This window comes from Clostridium acetobutylicum ATCC 824 (assembly GCF_000008765.1).
GTDB classification, from domain to species: domain Bacteria; phylum Bacillota; class Clostridia; order Clostridiales; family Clostridiaceae; genus Clostridium_S; species Clostridium_S acetobutylicum.
The window spans coordinates 797,044-818,251 of the sequence record NC_003030.1 but is presented as its reverse complement, the minus strand read 5'-3'; the positions used below and the strand labels follow the sequence as shown (position 1 = coordinate 818,251).

Below are 21,208 nucleotides of genomic sequence, written 5' to 3'. Positions count from 1 at the left end.
TACTGTCTTTAAATATTACTCTTAGTTAACAGCCTTAAGTATCCACTGCTGATCTGCTGTACTGCTATATTTAGCTAATTGAAGGTTAGAACCATCCCAAGCTCCAGTTCCATTTAAAGCTAAACCGCTTTTCTTATTTGTTATTTTATAAGTATTAGCAGCAATTTTTTCAATATTCCACTGTTGACTTTCTGCGCCAGTATACTGATACTGTTTAACATCAGAACCCTCAGTACTTGTACCTGCATCCAAACTAAAATTACTTAAAGCAGACGTAATTTTATAGCTTCCATTACCTGAATTTGTTATTTTCCATTCTTCGGATAGTGCGCCAACATCAACTAACTCTTCTATTTGTGCTCCACTTTCAGAACTATAATTTCTTACATTTAAAACTTTACCTGTATTTTGAGATATTATTTTATATGTTTTACTATTATCTATAGCACTTCCTGTAGTCGGTGTTGTATTTCCACCCGTAGTTGGTGTTGTATTTCCGCCTGTAGTTGGTGTTGTATTTGTTCCTGCATTCACATCTGAAATTATCCACTGTTGAGTTCCTTTTCCTGTGTAATTCCAAAGTTGAATATCTGCACTATCATAAACTCCAGTAGTTTCTAATGCTAAATTACTTTTCTTATTTGTGATTTTATAAGTATTGGCATTTATTTTTTCAATATTCCACTGCTGATTTTCTGCACCTGCATATTGATATTGTTTAACATCAGTTCCTTCAGTACTTACACCACCATCTAAGCTTAAATTACTCAATGCAGAAGTAATTTTATAGCTTCCATTGCCTGAATCCGCTATTTTCCACTGTTCTGATAACGCACCAACATCAACTAATTCTTCTATTTGTGCTCCGCTTTGAGAACTATAGTTTCTTACATTTAAAACCTTACCTGTACTTGAAGATATTATTTTATATGTTTTACTAGTATCTATTACAGCTCCTGTAGTTGGCGTTGTATTTCCACCTGTAGTTGGCGTTGTATTTCCACCTGTAGTTGGTGTTGTATTTCCACCTGTAGTTGGCGTTGTATTTCCACCTGTAGTTGGCGTTGTGTTTCCACCTGTAGTTGGTGTTGTGTTTCCACCTGTAGTTGGTGTTGTGTTTCCACCTGTAGTTGGTGTTGTGTTTCCGCCTGTAGTTGGTGTTGTGTTTCCACCTGTAGTTGGTGTATTATTTTGAAGCATAGCCGCCTTTACAAACTTTCCTGACTCTGTCAAATCATTGTCAGTCCATCCTCCATTAGGATTACTTCCAGGCTTTAATATTGATGCTGTTGCATTTGCATCATCTAAAACCCAATTAGTCCAACTTATTTTATTTTGGGTCATAAAATCTACCCATCTTTGAGATTCTTCTATGTAAGTTCCTCCACTACCATTGCAATCACTAGTTCCCCATTCTGTAGCAAATAAAGCTATGTTTTTGTTAAGAGCTTGTGTTATTCTATCTCTAAGCCATTGACCATGTGTTCCAGCATAAAAATGGCACGCATACATTACATTACTGAAGCTTAAAGGATCATTGGCAGGATCTAGAACAGATTGACTCCATGTAGGACTACCAACTATAACTATTGCATTAGGCGAATTGGCTCTAATAACTGGTATAACCTCATTTGCATATGGTTTTATATCTCTTCCCCAAGTTACATCGCCACATGGTTCATTTGCTATTTCATAGATTACATTAGGTGAATTTTTATATTCGCTTGAAATTTGATTAAAGAAGTCCTTTGACTGACTTTTATCAGTTTGAGGATTATTAAACATATGCCAATCAACAATTACATATATACCTAACTTTTGAGCAGCATTTACAGCCTCTTCAACCTTTGCTTTACAAGCTGCCTTATTAAATATATATCCTCCATCTCCGTCAGTATACATAGCAACTCTAAATACATTCATTCCCCAGTTGTCTCTTAAATATTTCATAGTATTATAATTTACAAACTGTGGCGAGTATTGTATACCAAAACTACTCATACCTTTGAGTTGAATAGGTTGATTGTTTGAATTTAGTAATTTACTTCCTGAAACCTTAAGTTGACCATTTATTTCAACTGGTGTTAAATTGTTTGCTTTGACCCTAATAATACCAACATTTGATAGTAAAAACATTAGTACTACAAAAAATATTGGTAAATTTAAAATTTTCATTCTATTTCTTTTCATCTTTCGTCCTGTTCTATAAAAATCAATTTATAAAATCAGTTACACCTCGCCTTCAATATTTTGTAAACGTTATCTGATTAATTATATAATTCCGGGATCCCTAATTCAATTATAAAACATAATTTCTTATTTTACAATATAATTCCATAGAATTTACTAAAAAAATTAATTTAATTTTAATTTTTATTAAACTTTCTTGTTTATGTCCGAAAAGTAAATATTTTTTGATATTTATGGTATATTTTGTATTGTAAATACAAATCTAAACAACTATAACCTCAATAAGAAATAAGAGACCTTATAAAAAGCCTCTTATCTATTATTTAATCAAGTTATATATTTTTATATCATCTCTCGCCTTTTTCGTATGGTATTCCATCAGCTGCTGGTGCTATGGTCTTACCAACAAATCCCGCTAAAGCAAGCATAGTCAATATATATGGTATCATAGAGTATATTTCATCTGGTATTGAAAAGCCTAAATTTCTAGCGTTAATTTCAAGAGCATTTCCAAAAGCAAAGAGTAAACATGCCCAAAGCGTACCCTTAGGTTTCCAGTTACCAAATATCATTGCGGCAATTGCTATAAATCCTCTTCCTGAAACCATTCCGTCTCTATATATAGGAGTCATACCTATTGATAACGAGGCGCCTCCAATGCCTGCAAGCATACCTGAAAGAATTACACAAAAATACCTAATCTTATATACCCCTATTCCCATAGTATCAGCCGCTTTAGGATGTTCTCCAACAGCTCTTATCCTAAGTCCAATAGGAGTTTTAAATAGTACAAAATCAGCCACTATAACTAATATTATAGCTCCAATAACAAACCAGTTTAATCCTGATATAAATTGTCCTAAAATAGGTATACTCTTAATTATCTTAGGAACATTAAATGTAAATCCTTTGACTATATCTGTTTGACCGCCCTTATGAAAAATTCTAAATATTAGAAAGCTAGCAAAAGCCGTAGAAAACAAATTTATAGCAGTACCTGAAATTACTTGATCTGCTTTCAGGTTTATACTTAAAAATGCATGAAGTAATGCTATAATTCCTCCTGCAACAGCTGCAAATATAAGTCCCAGAATAGCACTTCCAGTTAAATAAGAACCAAGTACAGCAAAGAAGGCACCAATTGTCATCATACCATCAAGCCCTATGTTAACAACACCAGATTTCTCTGAAAAAACTCCCCCGATTGCAGTAAATATGAGTGGAGTTGCCATTCTAAATGTTGCTGCAGCTATAGCAATTATTAATAATATCTTATCCATTTATAGCAACCTCCTTCTTTCTTTTTTTGTTTTTGAAATACTTAACTATATAATCTGTAGAAACAAATATAATTACTACTGCTTGTATCAAATAAACTATCTCTTTAGGTATACTATTTAATTGAAGTAATCTAGAACTGCTGTCAAGCACTCCAAAAAGGACTGCAGCAGGAATACATCCTATAGGGTTATTTTTAGCAAGAAGTGCCACCGATATACCATCAAAACCGTACCCTAGGGTTCCCATCATATCTGTTGTACTATGCATAAATCCAGCAAGATGAACAGCTCCTCCAAGTCCTGCAATAGCTCCAGATATCACCATAGCTAATACTATATTTTTTGCTTTACTAATGCCTCCATATTCTGCAGCTAGTGGACTAGTACCTACAGCTCTAAGCTCATACCCCCAAACTGTTTTTGATAAAATCCAATAAACAATAACTGCACACAGTATTCCAATAATAAGTCCAATATTAGCATTACTTCTAGGACTAAACTGAATTAACTGCGCACTCTTCTTAATTATAGGTGTTGTTGCCTTATTAGGTATTCCTATAGGTGTTCTTAGCACTATAAGATTAACAAAATATAAAGCTATGTAGTTCATCATTATGCTGTTTATAACCTCATTTGTACCGAACTTAGCTTTAAGGAAACCTGGAACAGCTGCCCAAAGTCCCCCTGCAAGTATTCCTCCAAGAATAATAAGAGGGACATGTATCCAAGGACTCAATCCTGGTATAAGACCTATTACAGCCGCAGACAAAAGCCCAAGAGTAAATTGTCCTTCAGTCCCTATATTAAACAATCCTGTTTTAAAGGCTATTGCATTAGCTACTCCAGTAAACAAAAGAGGAGTTACAAACACCATAGTATCAAGAATTTTTGTTTTATCTCCAAAGCTTCCTTTAACTATTATTGTAATAAGATCAGTAAGTGCCTGAAAATATTGTGTTATTGCATAGCCTTTAGACCACATTACAAAAAAGACCGCTACAAACAAAGAAACAAGCACTGAGGCCATAGGAAATGCTAGGCTTTTTAATGCATTGACTATACCAGATACAATTTTATTATCTTTCTTCAACAGTATTCACACTCTCTTTCTTATCTAAGTTTCCTCCCGCCATAAGTATGCCTAACTTCTTTTCATCCGCATCTTTTCTCTCTAAAACATCCACTATTTTGCCATCATACATAACTGCTATTCTATCTGATAAGGCTAATATTTCATCAAGCTCAAGAGAAACTAAAAGGACAGCTTTTCCTTTATCCCTCTCTTCAACAATTCTTTTATGTATATATTCTATAGCCCCTACATCAAGTCCCCTAGTCGGCTGAGATGCTATAAGTAAATCTGGATTTCTAGATATTTCTCTTGCTACTACTAGCTTTTGTTGATTTCCGCCCGAAAGAGCTGCCGCATTAACCTCATCATTAGGCGTTCTAATATCAAATTCCTCTATAAGTTTTTTACAGTGTTTTCTAACAGCCTTATAATTTATATTAAACATTCTCGAAAATGGCTTTCTATGATGCATACCAAGTATAGAATTTTCATAAAGTGAATACTTAAGTACTAAGCCCCTCTTATGCCTATCTTCAGGAATATGTCCTACACCACTATTGGTTATGTATTTTGCGGATTTTCCTGAAATATTCTTTCCATTAAGTATTACATTACCTGATTCTACTTTTTTAAGTCCAGTTAACGCTTCTATAAACTCTGATTGTCCATTTCCGTCAACACCTGCAATTCCTAGTATTTCTCCCGAATTAACAACTAAATTAATACCTTTTACAACTAAAACATCCCTATGATCCTTAACTTTAAGTTCTTCAACTCTTAGAACTTCTTTTCCAGCTTTGCTTTCTTTTTTAGCAATAGTAAGATTAACCTTTCTTCCTACCATAAGCTCTGCTAGTTCATCAATACTTGTATCCTTTGTATTAACAGTCCCTGTGACCTTACCTCTTCTTATTATTGTAACTCTATCGCTCATCTTCATTACTTCTTTTAATTTATGGGTAATAAGTATAACTGATTTTCCTTCCTTCTTAAGGTTTTCAATTATATCTCCAAGTTCATCTATTTCTTGAGGCGTTAAAACAGCTGTAGGCTCGTCCAGAATTAAAACATCTGCTCCTCTGTAAAGCGCCTTTAAAATTTCAACCTTTTGTTGCTGGCCTACTGATATATCCTCTATAATAGCCTTAGGTTCAATAGCAAAACCATATTTGTCTGATAGTTCTTTTACATTATTAATAGCCTTACCCATATCAACCCTTATGCCATTTTTAGGTTCCATACCTAGAACTATGTTTTCAGCAACAGTAAAGTTATTAACCAACATAAAATGTTGATGCACCATTCCTATACCGCTTTTAATTGCATCATTTGGGCCACTGAACTGAACACTTTTACCATTAACAATAATCTGGCCTTTTTCTGGATGATACAAACCATATAATATATTCATTAACGTAGTTTTTCCAGCTCCATTTTCACCTAGTAAAACATGAGTTTCTCCCCTTGTTAATTCAAAATTCACATTGTCATTTGCTATGGTTCCCGGAAAGACCTTAGTAATCCCCTTCATCTCGATTACTTTATCCATTCAAATCCTCCTCAACTACTTTTTTACAGTAAAAATCTTTATATTTCTATAAAAAGCTGAGCAACTAACCCAGCTTTTCTAAATTTATTTTATTTGATCCGTCTTAAATGTTTGCGCCTTATCAACAGTATCTGGAACAACTATTTTTCCATCAATTATTGCTTTTTTGTATTTGTCAACTAGAGACAATACTTCACTAGGCACATGCTTATTTGAAGTTGGTGCAACACCAACACCATCTTCCTTAAGTCCAAAGCTTTCAACTTTTCCGCCTTCAAATTTTTTGCCCTTTACAAGGTCTTTTACTGTATTGTATGTAGCTATATCGACCCTCTTTACCATACTTGTAAGTATTACATCTGCATATTTAGGAAGTCCAGCTGCTTGATCCTTATCAACACCTATAGCCCAAACATCTTTACCTTGATCTCTTAACGATTTGGCAACATCAAATACTCCGATTCCCGCTCCACCAGCTGCATGGTAAACAATATCGCATCCTCCATTATACAATGAAGTTGCAACCTCTTTACCCTTGCTTGTATCAGAATAATCGTTAGTATAATTTTTCTCGACTGTTATATTAGGATTAACCGTCTTAGCTCCTGCTATATACCCAGACAAAAATTTATTTATAAGTGGTTGATCCTTTCCTCCTACAAAACCAATTTTATTAGTTTTTGTCATCTTTCCTGCTATAACACCCATTAAAAATGAACCTTCTTGTTCTTTAAATACTAATGACATTATATTCTTAGGCTGCTTATCATATGCATCATCTATTATCGCAAATTTTTTATCAGGATACTTTTTTGCAATTGTTGCTAAATCATCTGCCATTTGATATCCAACACCAAATACCAAATCTGAATCGTTATCTATTAATGATTGTAAATTAGGCTGATAATCATCTTTTTTCTTTGATTCTATTGCCTTATAGTCAACAGAATACTCCTTTGCAGCTTTTTTTATTCCTTCATCAGCTCCCTGATTAAAGGATTTGTCATTAAGTCCTCCCTCGTCAGTTGAAAGTCCTACTTTAACTTTTTTAGTATCTTTACTGTTTCCTGAACCTGATGAAGTGCTACTGCAACCTGCAAACAATCCTGCTACTATCATAACTGTTGTTAATATTGCTATTGTTTTCTTTTTTATCATTGATTCTCCCCCTTAAAACTTATATATAAAAAAACTTACCCACATAAGTTTTGTACAAACGTTATATGGATAAGTTTAATTAAAATCTAGTTAAGTCCTTAAAATCACAAACCATAAATAACCTTGTATAAACTATTATTATAATTTAATACAAATATATACAATTTTAACTCCTTAACTAATATACGTTATTTTTGAAAAAAAATCAATATTTAATAAAAAAATAAGTGCTTTTATAATAATCTATTAATATTTCTCTATAAAAAATACTCCACAGGCTTTAGTTCCTGAATGAGCTCCTACAACACAACCAACTTCACATTCTATAAATTTATTTTCTTGTTCAATAAGCTTTTGCCTTAATATTGGTAAAATATCATCATTTTCAGCATTTAAAAGCAATGTGGTTTCTTCCTTATTCATACTTTCATCTTTTATACAATCCAAAACAACTCTTGCTGCTTTTTTATTTCCACGTACCTTATCTTTTATTGCCATTTCTCCATCTTTAACTTCTAGTATAAGCTTTATTCCAAGTAAGTTTCCTATAGTTCCTGCTGTCTTTGATAACCTTCCACCTTTAATTAAATTATCTAGCCTTTCAAAAGCAAGTGCACTTTTAACATGAGGAATTGTTTCTATAATTTCATTTTTTATCTCTTCAAAGGATTTTCCCTCTTCTCTCAATCTACATGCCTTTAAAACCAACACTCCAAGTCCTGAAGTCACGTTAAGACTGTCAATAACGACAACATCCTCTGACTCAAGCATATCCTTAGCTATACAGGCAGATTGGTAAGTGCCACTCATCTTTGAAGACATATTTATGCATATAATTTTGTAACCTTCCTTAAGATACTTTGCAAAGCAATCATTAAATCTTTTTGGTGTTACCTGAGACGTAGTAGGAAATATATTTTCTTCATCCATAATTTTCGAAAGCTGCTTGAAATTTATGTCGACAATATCAAAATATGATTTTCCCTTTACATTGACCATAAGTGGCAATACCTCAATATCAAACTTACTTATTATATACTCTGGCAAATCACATGTACTATCTGTTACTATTTTTATTTTTTCCACTCACTTTCCCCCTATCTTATTTCATATTGGGAAAACCAAACTGTCTTATAGCCTCATAAGCAACTATTGCAACAGTATTTGATAAATTAAGCGATCTAGTAGATGTTTTTACCATTGGAACTCTTATACACCTATCAGGATCACTTTCCCTTATCTCATCAGGAAGACCACAAGATTCTCTTCCAAAAATTATAAAATCACCTTGATTAAATTTAACGTCATCGTAAAAACCATTACCATGAGTTGTAGAAAAATAAAAAGTAGAATCCTTGTACTTCTCTCTTAACTCATCGTAAGAGTCATACAGACTTAAATCTAGGTCTTTCCAATAATCAAGTCCCGCTCTTCTAAGATGCTTCTCGTCTAAACTAAACCCAAGTGGTTTAATAAGGTGTAATTTAGAATTGGTTAACACACACGTCCTAGCTATATTCCCTGTGTTCTGAGGAATTTCTGGCTGAAATAATACTATGTTTAAATTTTCTTGTCCTAAAATCATAGAAGTACCCCCTACAAGTAATAATTATATATTACTTAAATAACTTATTCTAGTGCGCAGCTTTTAAAACAGTAAAAACTTAATAGCCTTTTACTATTTGAAACTACGCTTTTATATGTAGTAAATAAAACAATATCACTTAAATTATATACTTAATTGTTGCCTTGTTAAAATATAAATTTATATTGTTAATAAAAAATTCTTTAATTTCCTGCATGTCATCTTTATCATATACATACTTTCCATATCCAAATTGACCGAATTTAAACTTTCTAGCTTCATCATCCATAGGAAGTTTAGTATTCGGAAAAACCTTTAGTATTTTATTTTTAGCGCTCGTAGTAAATCTATGGGATATTATTTCAAATTCTAATTCTTTATCTCCTAATTTATCACTAGCTTTCTTTAAGAGTTCTTCATATTCCTTCTTCCAATTTTCATATAAAAATACAGGGCCTACTATAAACCCAGTTTTATATCCACTATTTAAAATATTATAGGCTGACTCTATTCTATCTTCAAGACTTGATGTCCTATGCTCATAATTCTTTATAACTCTTGGAGTATTTATGCTAAATCTTATGGTTGTATGATTATTATGCTGTACCGCCAGCAATTCACTTATATCCGCATACTTTGTAACAAACCTAAACCTAGAATATTCATTTTTGCCAAAGTACTCAATAGCCTTTTTAAGTGCCCCACTGTATCTTTCTACAGGAACCGGATCAGAGATTGCAGCCCCTTCAAAGACTGTAATATCAGGCTTTCTTTTTTCTATATACTCACCTGCTTTACTTAAAATATCATCTAAATTAACATTGATTTTAACATAAGGCTTCTTGCCTCCATGAGTATTTAAGTAACAATATTCACACATTGCAGCACACCCACTTACGATGGGTAATTGATAATTTGCAGATGGCTTACAGGTTTGAAAATCTAGTTCACGTCTAACCCCTACCACAAGTGTGTTTTTCCCCTCAAAAAAAGACTGCGCCTCATCTTTTCCTGGTATTCCAGTTATTCTTCCCGTTTCTGAATATCTTATTTCTATATCTGTATTTTCAAATTGCCTTAAAATATCACGTCCCATTGGATAATCTAAAGCTTTCTTTTCAAATATAACTCTTCTAAACATATTTTCCATATTACCACCTCTTACAGGTAGTATTTACTAAAACTTCAGCAATATACTTAGTTGACTATTCTTCATTAAATATAAATTTATCTATGGCTTTTGCAACTCCAGAATTATTATTTGTATCTGTAACATAGTCTGCAATTTGTTTAATACTATCCTCAGCATTTCCCATTGCTATACCAATCCCAGCACATTTTATCATTGAAAGATCATTTTCATTGTCACCAATACAAATAACTTCATCTTGTTTTATATTGTAAAAAGCAGCGAGCATCTTTACTGCCTTTCCCTTCGAAACACCCTTTGGCATAATTTCAAAATTAAATTCACCAGAACTTACAACATCAAATCTATTAAGAGACTCTATCTCTTTTCTTAGCAATTTAAGTTTTTCTACATCTTTGTCAATACATATACATTTTAATATTTCGCCAACATTTTCTTCTAAAAACTTATCCATATTTTTGGGATAAACAAGTTTTACTCTCTTTTCTTTCGGAAGGTTATCGTTAAATTTGTTATATGTATAGTTTTCTTCAAATTCTTTATTTGATATAACCGTATTATAGGTATTGAAAAACATAGATACATTGTATTTCTCTATTATATGGTATATATCCTTCGCTTCCTCATTTTTCAAATAGCTTTCGTATATAACATTGTCATTATCTTTTTCCCTTATATAGCCACCATTTGAAGCTATTAAAGGAGCTTTTACTCCTAATATATCAGAATATGCTAACGCACTTGCAAAAAGCCTTCCTGTACAAATTGCTATTTTAACTCCTGCATCATGAGCCCTTTTCATTGCCTCTATATTTTCATTGCTTATTTTTTTTTCGTCATCAAGTACCGTACCATCCATATCTACACATATTAATTTATACTTCATATAATCTCTCCTTAATTTAGAACATATTCTCCAAACACATCTACATTTTATCACATTTTTTTAATTAGTTATATCATGTTATAACAAAGAAAAAGATGATTTCTTAAGCTTTTTAAAAAAATCATCTTTCGCGTTTGATTATTTACTTATCTAATATTATTTTAGTTTTACATATTCTCTATATATAATTTACAAACTCCACTCCAGCTTTCATTAGGCTTAAGAGTTTTAAAACCAGATACACTTCTATCTAATTTTACATTAGGTGAATTTATAATACTTGTTTGAGGTTCTATACAAGCATACTTTTTATCACCCATATCATTCCATATAACAAGGTATTTATATTCACTGCTCATTTCATAAACAACTCTTGTATTCTTTGAAGCATCTTCTATACATGCTCCTCTAAAAGTCTTACCATTAACATCAATATCCTTTAAAGAAAATAAAGATTCTATAGGATGTGAAGCTACGGCTACTCCATTTTCTAAATATTCTTTTTGTTCTCCTGTAGGTGCAAAACTTTCTCCTGTAGGAAGATTTCTTGAATCCTGTTTCCAGAACTTATCGATTGAAATTTTAACCCTACAGTTACTGTCTTCACTTCCTTCTATGAAAGGAACATTAAATGCACTATGATATCCAACTGATAATGGCATTTCTTCGCTGCTTAAATTTACAACGCTCGTAGTTTGTTTTAATCCTTTACTCGAAAGCTCATAACTTAATTTAAATTGAAATTCATGAGAAAAATATTTATAAGCTTCATTTTCCTTTGTAAAATCAAAAACGACCTCTACTAATGCTTTATCCTGATCTATTTTCTTTTTATGTACTGTCCATTTGCTATTCTTTATAAATCCATGTATATAATTATTATTTTTAGCTTCATTTATAGGAAACTTATATGTTTTATCTCCTAGTTTAAAAGTACCATCATCTATTCTGTTTGGAGGAAATAATACTGGAAGACCATAAACCTGTGGTCTATTTTTAAAATCTTCAAACTTCAAATCTTTTTTTGGTGTTCTAAGAATAGTTACACCCTTATTAGTATCTTTTAATTCAACAACATTTCCACCTACATCAGGTATTATTAGTGCTTCATATCCACCTGCAGCAAAACGTATACATTTATGCTCACTCCATATAATTTCTTCTTTTATCCACAAATCCTTATTATTCATTGCTATCATCTCCAATTTTAAATAGCTTATGAAACTGCAACTACATCATTTATAGTGCAGCTTCATAAGCTTCATATTTTAGAAGTTAGTCAGCGTCGTTGTTTTTTATAGTGTTACACCGTTTTTAAATATAGATATTTCTCTTATGTTATTTTTCTCATTGTTTGCCATATTTCCGTTTGCAACTCCGAGTAAATAATTAATAAATTCTTTAAGCACTTGATCCATAGATTGATTTTCTAAAAGTGCACCCGCATTAAAATCTATCCAATTTTTCTTCTTATTATATATATCTGAGTTAGTTGAAATCTTAACAGTTGGCACAAAAGTTCCAAATGGTGTACCTCTACCAGTTGTAAACAACACCATATGACATCCTGCCGATGCAAGAGCAGTAGATGCCACTAAATCATTACCTGGCGCACTTAAAAGATTTAACCCTTTATTTTCTAAAGTTTCTCCGTACTTAAGTACTCCAACTACTTCAGAGCTTCCTGATTTTTGTGTACATCCTAATGATTTATCTTCTAATGTAGTTATTCCACCTGCTTTGTTTCCTGGAGAAGGATTTTCATATACAGGTTGATTATAGCTCATGAAATATTTTTTAAAATCATTAATCAAGTTTACCGTTTTTGCAAATACTTTCTCATCTTTTGCCCTATTCATGAGTATTGTTTCTGCTCCAAACATTTCAGGAACTTCTGTAAGTATAGTTGTTCCACCCTGTGCTATTAAAAAGTCTGATAACTTTCCTAAAAGTGGATTTGCAGTTATTCCAGAAAAACCATCTGATGCTCCACATTTAAGTCCTATTTTAAGTTCTGAAATAGATACCTCTTCTCTTTCATCCTTTTGTATCTTTTCATATAATTCTTTTAACAACTCACATCCGGAAGATATTTCATCTTCTACATCTTGAGCTATTAAAAATCTTACTCTTTCTTTATTGTAGCTATGAAGTGATTCCTTGAAACTCTCCATAGTATTATTTTCGCAACCAAGTCCAAGAACTAATACTCCTCCTGCATTAGGATGCTTTACAATGTTACCTAATATAGTTCTTGTGTTATTGTGATCATCACCAAGCTGTGAACATCCAAAATTATGCTTAAATACATGTACATCTTTAAACTCAGTTTCACTTTTAAATCTTTCAGCTATTAAATCAGCTGTACCATTCACACAACCAACAGTTGGAACTATCCATAATTCATTTCTTATTCCTACTGTTCCGTCTTCTCTTCTATAACCCTTAAAAGTTAAATTTTCATTTTTAAATGGATTCTCAAAAGTTTGTTTATTGTACTCATAATCCTTTATTCCATCCAAATTGGTTTTTATATTATGAGTATGTACCCATTGACCTTTTTTTATTTCTTCTAACGCATGACCAATAGGAAATCCATACTTATATATATTAGAGTTCTTTTGTATATCTGTAATTGCAATTTTATGACCTTTTTTTACAGGCTCTTCTGCTGTAATTACTTTTCCATCTATTTCAATTACATCGCCTTTGTTTAAATCATTTAAAGCAACTACAACATTATCTTTTTCATTTATCTTTATAACATTTTTCATGAAGATATACCTCCACCTATATTACATTACAGACTTTACAGCCTCTTTCATTCCTAATTTATCTATTTTAATTAAGTTTTCAGTAACTGCATCTGTTAAGCCTTCTAATTCATTTAAGTTCATTTTCCAGTTCTTTTCATATCCTAATACTGTTTCTACTATATTTCTGTAGCAAGCATCAGTTCCATCAAATTTTGACCATAAGTCTTTATATAACTCTAAAATATCTTCTCCATCAGCTAATTTTATATCCTCGTCTCCTCTTTTTCCCTTGTAGAATTCTATAAGAGCAGCAAGTGAGAATACAAGTTTCTTTGGAAGCTGACCTTTTCTCTTTTTATATTCAAGAAGAGAAGGTAAATCTCTAGTTTCAAATTTTGGCATTGAATTTAAAGCAATGCTCATTAAATAATGATTTACGAAAGGATTTAAGAATCTTTCAAGTACAGCACCTGCAAAGTATTTAAGTTCTTCTTCTGGAAGATCTAGTGTTGGTATTATTTCATCATATACTAATTCTGTTAAGTATTTTCCAATAACCTTGTCCTCAACTGAATGTCCAACAGTATCTAATCCATAAAGGTATGCTACTGGAACTAACGCAGTGTGTGCTCCATTTAATATTCTAACCTTTCTTGTTCTATAAGGTGTAACATCCTTAACTACTTGAATGTTTACTCCTGCTTTTTCAAAAGGTAGTATATCCTTTATCCATTCAGGTCCTTCTATTACCCATAAGTGGAATTGCTCTCCTACGTCAACTAAACTATCTTCATATCCTAATTCTGCATGAACTTCTTCTATTGTATCTCTTGGATATCCTGGCACTATTCTATCTACAAGTGTACAGCAGAAAGTATTAGCTTCTTCTATCCAGTCAGCAAATTCTTTTTCTAAATTCCAAAGTTCAGCAAACTTAAGTATAGTTGCCTTTAATTTTTCTCCGTTTCTGTCTATAAGCTCACAAGGTATAATTAGCATACCTTTTGATTTATCACCATTGAAAGTTTTAAATCTTCTATATAAAAATGCAGTTAACTTTCCTGGATAACTATTCTGACAGGTCCTTCCAAGCTTATCATTTTCATCAAATGCTATTCCAGCTTCAGTTGTATTTGATATAACAATCTCCATTTCTGGATTCTCAGCTAATTTAAGATATTCTTCATACTGAGTGTATGGATTTAATCCTCTAGTTACACAGTCTATTACTGAATGTTCTTTAACAGCTTTTCCTTCTTTTAAACCTTGTAAGTATAATGTATATAATCCATCTTGTTCATTAAGCATATCAACTAAACCCTGTTCAAGTGGTTGTACTATAACTACTCCGGCATTAAAATCTGCTGCTTTGTTCATTCTGTCAACTTGCCAATCAACAAAAGCTCTTAAAAAGTTTCCTTCTCCGAACTGTAGGATCTTTTCAGGATACTTTTTAAATTCACTAAAATTACTCCTATTTAATTTCATACCTGTTCCTCCTAATTTCTTATTACGTTCACGTGTTCAAAAATGATATTGGCATTTTTGTTTTCTTATATTTTTCATAGTAAAATTGTATTCTTTTATATTATACCACATTTTGAACACGTGAACATTTAAATTATAAAATTTAAACTGTTTTACCTTTTCTAGCGTCTAATTCTTCTATTATTTCAGTAAATTTCTTATCTGAAAGGTTGTACAATAAACCAATTATTAATGCTGCTACTAAAAGCGCTACCGCTGGATAAGCCATCAATAATGCTTTTATTCCAAATAATGCATGTGCACTTTGTTTCTTGTTAGCTACATAACCAACAAATCCAAGTCCCCATCCTGATAATAATCCAGCTATTGACTGAGCAAGTTTTCTTGCGAAATTAAATACAGAGTAAGTTATTCCTTCTCTTCTAGTTCCTGTTCTCCACTCACCATAATCGATACTGTCTGATACAAAAGCCCAAGTTATTCCATTAGGAATGCTTATACCTATAAATCCAATTGCTAATAATATTGTGAAAGTATATATATTTCCTGGAAGAAGAAAGTTTATACTATCTGCAATAACACTTATCAAAAATCCTATGATAGCAGTTCTTTTTTTACCAAATCTACCAACTAGCTTTGGCATGAAAGAAACACCTAAAACAGCACATCCTATAGTGAAGAAATTTATATATGGTAATAAAGTAACGTTTCCAAGATTATATTGGCAGTAATAAACAATTAATGAACTTCTAATATTGTAAGCCGAAATAGAGAATATAGTCATTAATATTAATGTTAATAATGCTCTATTTGTAAATATTGTAACCGCAATTGACTTTGGTGTTATTTTTTCCTTCTTAACGTTTTCAGCTGGCGCAACAACTTCTCTAGTATTTTTGTATGTCATGTAGAATGATAATATTCCTATTAACCCCATTATACCCGCAACTACTGGATAACCTATTGCTGGGTTATGAAATACTAAAACAAGAGGCATAAATATAACACTTGTTATAAGAAGAGCTCCTGAAGAACCTATCTGTCTAAAAGTCGCCAACGAAGTTCTTTCTTGAACATCTTGAGTTATAACTGATCCAAGAGATCCATACGGAACATTTGTAAATGAGTATCCAAGTCCCCATATCATATATGTTGCATATGCAAATAATAGTTTTGATGTAGCAGTTTTTCCAGGGTTAGTAAACGTTATTACTGTCAATATAGCAAGTACTATACTTGCAAAGAACATAATAGGTTTGAATTTACCGTTTTTACCTGGTTTCCTTGAATCTATTATTGTTCCAGCTATAGGATCCATGAAAGCATCAAATATTTTAGTGAAGAAGAATATTCCTCCCGCCGCTCCTGCAGCTATACCTACGACGTCTGTATAGAATTTTAACAGATATGATTGACCCAAATCAAACATGAAACCATTTCCAAAATCGCCAAGTCCATAAGAGATTTTTTCCTTTAAGCTTAACTTTTTCATGACACAATCCTCCAATTATTATTAGAAACATAGTTTCTTCCTAGCCAAATCACTTACTTAAATTTTTAACAGAATCTCTTACAATGAGTTCTGTACCTATATAAATCTTCTTTTTATTAAATTCTGTTTCGTCTATTACATCAAGCATTTTATTAGCACCTACTATGCCAATCTCTCTTGATGGTTTCCTAATAGTAGTTATTGCAGGAGTAACATACTCGCAGAATATACTACCATCAAATCCTACTAAGGAAATATCATCAGGAACTCGTAGCCCTTCAAGCTCAATTGCTTTTACAGCTCCTACTGCCATATCATCATTAGAGCAAAATACCGCAGTGGGCCTATCTTTTAATTTTAAAAACTTTTTCATGGCAGAAAAACCACTTTCAACATCATAGTTTCCCGCTTGAAAATATTCATTTTTAATTTCTATATTGTTATCAATTAAAGCATTAATAAATCCCATTTTTCTATATACTGATGATTTAAAACCAGCTTTACCTTCTATAATTGCAATCTTACTATGTCCATTTTTAATCAAGTACTCAGCAGCCTTATATGCACCATCTTTTTCTGCTGCAATTATATTTATAACATTTTGTTCCTCAATTTCTCTATTTAGAACAACTATAGGTATCTCTTTATTAATAACATCATATATGAAGGAATTATCACTTTCACTTTGACTTACCAATATTATTCCATCGAATCTTTTTTTAGATATGTAATTAAAGTCATTGCAATTATCTATCCCTTTAATAACCAAATTATAGCTTTCTTCTATAATACTATTTACTCCCTCTACAACTTCATGAAAAAAGCTTGGAGAAGTACCTTTGCTTATGCTTGAGAAGAAAAGACCTATATTATAAGATTTATTTAACACTAAACTTTTAGCATTAAAATTAGGAACATAATTAAGTTTTTTGGCTATTTCCAATATTTTTCTTTTTGTTTCTTCGTTTATCACGGGACTATTGTTTAGAGCCCTTGAAACGGTAGTATGCGAAACATTTGCTATTTTCGCAATATCCTTTATCGTAACACTCATTTTACAACACACCTTTCAAGTATTAGGAGTCCAAAATAAAACTTAAGTTATCATAATATAACTTAAGAAAGTAAACTGGCTTCCTCATAAACATATTAGCATATTCATAATATAACACAATAGTCCCTAAATAAACTATATTATTTTTAATTACAATAAAATGGAATGATTATAGTCCCATTTCGAAGTAATTATTAGCATTATTAAAGCATATATTTTTTGTTATTCTTCCAAGTAACTCCATATCATTTGGTACTTCGCCATTTTCAACCCATTTTCCTATTAAATCACAAAGTATTCTTCTGAAGTATTCATGTCTAGTATATGATAAGAAACTTCTTGAATCTGTAAGCATTCCAATGAATGTGCTAAACGCTCCTAGGTTTGCAAGTGTTTCCATCTGCTCTACCATACCATCCCTGTGGTCATTGAACCACCATGCAGCTCCAAACTGAATTTTTCCAAATGCCTCAGTTCCTTGGAAACATCCAAGTAAAGTTCCAATAACAAAATTATCATTAGGATTTAAGCTGTAAATTATTGTTTTTGGAAGTGAACCTTCCTTTTCTAGTGAATCTAAGAATCTTGAAAGTGGTCCAGCAACTCCATTATCATTAACTGAGTCAAATCCTGTATCAGGTCCTAATTTGTTATACATACGAGTGTTGTTATCTCTCTTAGCATTCATATGAAGTTCCATTGCCCAACCTAGGCTTGCATATTTTTTACCTAAGAATTTCATAGTGAATGTTCTAAATTTAGTTTCCTCTTCAAAACTAACTTTTTCTCCCTTTAAAGCCTTAGCAAATATAGTATTTACTTCTTCTTTTGAAGCTTCTAAATAAGGTACATAATCTAAAGCATGATCTGAAACTCTTCCTCCAACTGAATGGAAAAACTCTATTCTATCATTAAGAGCTTCTAAGAACATGTCATAGCTATTTATATTTTTCTTTGAAACTTTTGCTAATTTACTTACCCAATCAGTGTATCCATCCTTGTTTATTCCAAGAGCTTTGTCTGGTCTAAATGCTGGAAGAACTTTTACATTAAAGCTTGTATCCTCTTTAAGTTTCAAATGATATTCTAATGAATCTATTGGATCATCAGTTGTGCAAATTGCTTTAACATTTGATTTTTTAATTATTTCTCTAACAGTAAGTCCATCATTTAGAACCTTGTTTGCTTTTTCCCATATTACAGGTGCATTTTTCTCGCTTATAACTTCATACACACCAAAGTATCTCTGTAATTCTAAATGTGACCAGTGATAAAGAGGATTTCCTATAGCAGTTTCAATTGCCTTAACATATGCTAAAAATTTTTCATAATCAGATGAATCGCCTGTTATGTACTTTTCATCCACTCCAGAACTTCTCATAAGTCTCCATTTATAGTGATCACCATAAAGCCAAACTTCTGTTATATTTTTGAAGCTCTTATTTTCACATATTTCCTGCGGACTTATGTGACAGTGGTAGTCTATTATCGGCATATCTTTAGCAAAATCATTGTATAAATCTTCTGCTACTTTTGTTGACAGCATAAATTTTTCATCCATAAAATTTTTCATGAAAATTCCCCTTCCTAAATAACGGATAATGGCGCAAACCTGGTAACGTTATCAGGTTCCCTACTTTAATTATATACCAATAATTTTAAATATCAAGACTTTTTTGTGAACGTGAACAACTATTTTTAAATTTTATACTTTAAAATAGGCAATAATATATTTTTTTAAGTGTAATGTATTTTTTTGCAGTCTTTTGTAATTATGTATTGTTACTTACAAATAAAAAAATCAACTTTTAGAGTCTTATTATAATAAATATCACATAAATTAACATTTATTTACATGCAACTATTAAAATTCCATTATTATAATTCTGTTCTTATAAATTTTTATTTAAATCGTCTTGAGTAAACGTTATCACATTATTGTTTATGTGTATAATTGTTAACGTATGCACAACTCTAGTTCAATATAATTAAAAAATATTTATATATGTCAATAACAAAACAGCACCCAATAAAATTCTCAAATCCACTTAAAAATTCTATTGGGTGCTGTTCTTAATTTGGTGCGGATAACAGGATTCGAACCTGCATGATTTCTCACTAGTACCTGAAACTAGCGCGTATGCCAATTCCGCCATATCCGCTCATAGTAAAATCACTCATCACCTAAGCTATTTCACTATATTATACTACTTTAATTTTAAAATTTCAATTTTTTTACTTACTATAAGCATCATTTGCAATCATATCTTTAGATATAAGTGTACCATTTTCATAAGTTTCCAAATAAACTTTTGCTTTAGGAACCGAATCTGAAATATTTTCGCTGCTCACCTTGTAGGTCTTAGAAAGAAGACTCGCATCAGAATAAATATTAAAGGTAACATGTCCATTATCTGTATTTCCCTCTATATATATAGGAAAGCTTAATGTATTTTTAAACTTATAATCTAAAGTTCCATAATCAACAGTAGCATCATATCCAACAGGAACATAGTGTGATGGCAGCGTATGATGATGTCTCTCAGTTGCTTTTATTCCTGATGTTAAAACGGTATTATATAGGGTAGTAGATACTTGACATATACCTCCACCAAGTCCCATATCTGACTTATTTCCTATCAAAACCGGTGCTGATTGATATCCTTTTGCAGCTGTTCTCTCCCCAACAACTCCATTAAAGCTAAAAGAATCTCCTGGCATAAGCACAATACCATTTATAGCTTTTGTAGCAAGTGTAATATTATTTGCACGCTGAGGACTTGATAAAGATGCATATTCTGTATTAAAAGAACTTATAAGCGTATTGATTCCTTTAAGCTTGTCCTGCGTTGCATTTGCCTTAACAGCATCCATATTTATTTTTACATTATAGTCTGTTATATTATTATCCGTTATTTTGCCTTCTATATCAGCTTTTAACTTATCTTCATTTACTTTTTTTCCATCAGCCTCTGGAGTTATTTGAAATCCTGAAGCTGTTTTTACTATAGTAGCATCCTTGGCTTTTTTATTTAAAGTATTGCTTAAATTCTTTATTGAATTTTCAAGAGCATTTTTATCATAGGTCATACCTACGCTAATTTCGAGCTTTTTAGGATTATGAAGAAGCTTATATCTATCATAGATGCTTAAGCTTTTACCGTAATCAAATGCCCCACTAACAGCTTTATCAATATCATATTTTACATTTATATCACTATACTTAAGCGGTATTGTCTTATTATCATCTGTTACCATATTAATGGTTCTATTTTGTACTATTTTATCGAATTTCTTTTTTACAATATCTTGGACTTCTTTTTTAGTTTTAGATGATACATCAACTCTATCAATAGTAACCCCTCTATATACAAGACCATCCCACTTTTTAACCTTTATATAAATGCTGCTCAATACTATTAAAATTATAATTATTGCACTTGAAAATGCACCTATTACTACTTTTTTCATAGAACTCTCCTCTGGTGTAAGGTCACCTATTTTTATTTTCTTTACAATTATACTATAAAATATACAATTAGTATTCT

16 protein-coding genes and 1 tRNA gene are annotated in these 21,208 nt (G+C 31.6%); all 17 read right to left on the bottom strand.

Annotated features, from left to right (window positions below):
* Positions 1-21: 21 nt before the first annotated feature.
* Positions 22-2,190, bottom strand: coding sequence for a cellulase family glycosylhydrolase (locus tag CA_RS03810; RefSeq protein ID WP_010964025.1), 2,169 nt, complete (start codon positions 2,188-2,190; stop codon positions 22-24).
* Positions 2,191-2,537: 347 nt separating this feature from the next.
* A complete protein-coding gene (locus tag CA_RS03805) occupies positions 2,538-3,470 on the bottom strand; it encodes an ABC transporter permease (protein ID WP_010964024.1) in 933 nt (310 codons plus the stop codon).
* Positions 3,463-4,560: an ABC transporter permease gene (locus CA_RS03800; RefSeq protein WP_010964023.1), complete on the bottom strand. Its 1,098-nt coding sequence runs from the start codon at positions 4,558-4,560 to the stop codon at positions 3,463-3,465. The genes CA_RS03805 and CA_RS03800 overlap by 8 nt, the downstream gene beginning before the upstream one ends.
* Complete coding sequence (locus CA_RS03795; protein ID WP_010964022.1) at positions 4,547-6,091, bottom strand: ABC transporter ATP-binding protein; 1,545 nt, start codon at positions 6,089-6,091, stop codon at positions 4,547-4,549. Before CA_RS03795 ends, CA_RS03800 begins: the two co-directional genes overlap by 14 nt.
* Positions 6,092-6,175: 84 nt before the next feature.
* Positions 6,176-7,249, bottom strand: coding sequence for a BMP family lipoprotein (locus CA_RS03790; RefSeq protein WP_010964021.1), 1,074 nt, complete (start codon positions 7,247-7,249; stop codon positions 6,176-6,178).
* 246 nt (positions 7,250-7,495) lie between these two features.
* Positions 7,496-8,335 carry a DegV family protein gene (locus CA_RS03785; protein ID WP_010964020.1) on the bottom strand — a complete coding sequence of 280 codons (840 nt, stop codon included), beginning with the start codon at positions 8,333-8,335 and terminating at the stop codon, positions 7,496-7,498.
* A 16-nt stretch (positions 8,336-8,351) separates the two neighbouring features.
* Entirely contained in the window at positions 8,352-8,834 is a 483-nt protein-coding gene (locus tag CA_RS03780) for a tRNA (cytidine(34)-2'-O)-methyltransferase (protein ID WP_010964019.1), read from the bottom strand.
* 139 nt (positions 8,835-8,973) lie between these two features.
* Positions 8,974-9,984 (bottom strand): spore photoproduct lyase, encoded by a 1,011-nt coding sequence (splB, locus tag CA_RS03775; protein WP_010964018.1) that lies wholly within the window; start codon positions 9,982-9,984, stop codon positions 8,974-8,976.
* Positions 9,985-10,039: 55 nt separating this feature from the next.
* Positions 10,040-10,870 carry a Cof-type HAD-IIB family hydrolase gene (locus CA_RS03770; protein WP_010964017.1) on the bottom strand — a complete coding sequence of 277 codons (831 nt, stop codon included), beginning with the start codon at positions 10,868-10,870 and terminating at the stop codon, positions 10,040-10,042.
* 167 nt (positions 10,871-11,037) lie between these two features.
* Positions 11,038-12,060 (bottom strand): aldose 1-epimerase, encoded by a 1,023-nt coding sequence (locus CA_RS03765; RefSeq protein WP_010964016.1) that lies wholly within the window; start codon positions 12,058-12,060, stop codon positions 11,038-11,040.
* 105 nt (positions 12,061-12,165) lie between these two features.
* Entirely contained in the window at positions 12,166-13,644 is a 1,479-nt protein-coding gene (locus tag CA_RS03760; RefSeq protein WP_010964015.1) for a UxaA family hydrolase, read from the bottom strand.
* Positions 13,645-13,665: 21 nt separating this feature from the next.
* Complete coding sequence (locus tag CA_RS03755; RefSeq protein WP_010964014.1) at positions 13,666-15,114, bottom strand: tagaturonate reductase; 1,449 nt, start codon at positions 15,112-15,114, stop codon at positions 13,666-13,668.
* A gap of 142 nt (positions 15,115-15,256) precedes the next feature.
* The gene (locus CA_RS03750) at positions 15,257-16,606 is read right to left on the bottom strand and encodes an MFS transporter (RefSeq protein ID WP_010964013.1); all 1,350 of its coding nucleotides are present in this window, start codon (positions 16,604-16,606) and stop codon (positions 15,257-15,259) included.
* Between the two features lie 49 nt (positions 16,607-16,655).
* The gene (locus tag CA_RS03745) at positions 16,656-17,660 is read right to left on the bottom strand and encodes a LacI family DNA-binding transcriptional regulator (RefSeq protein WP_010964012.1); all 1,005 of its coding nucleotides are present in this window, start codon (positions 17,658-17,660) and stop codon (positions 16,656-16,658) included.
* Between the two features lie 169 nt (positions 17,661-17,829).
* Complete coding sequence (gene uxaC / locus CA_RS03740; protein ID WP_010964011.1) at positions 17,830-19,233, bottom strand: glucuronate isomerase; 1,404 nt, start codon at positions 19,231-19,233, stop codon at positions 17,830-17,832.
* Between the two features lie 506 nt (positions 19,234-19,739).
* Positions 19,740-19,822, bottom strand: a tRNA-Leu gene (locus CA_RS03735).
* A 73-nt stretch (positions 19,823-19,895) separates the two neighbouring features.
* Positions 19,896-21,131: a VanW family protein gene (locus CA_RS03730; RefSeq protein ID WP_010964010.1), complete on the bottom strand. Its 1,236-nt coding sequence runs from the start codon at positions 21,129-21,131 to the stop codon at positions 19,896-19,898.
* Between the last annotated feature and the right edge of the window lie 77 nt (positions 21,132-21,208).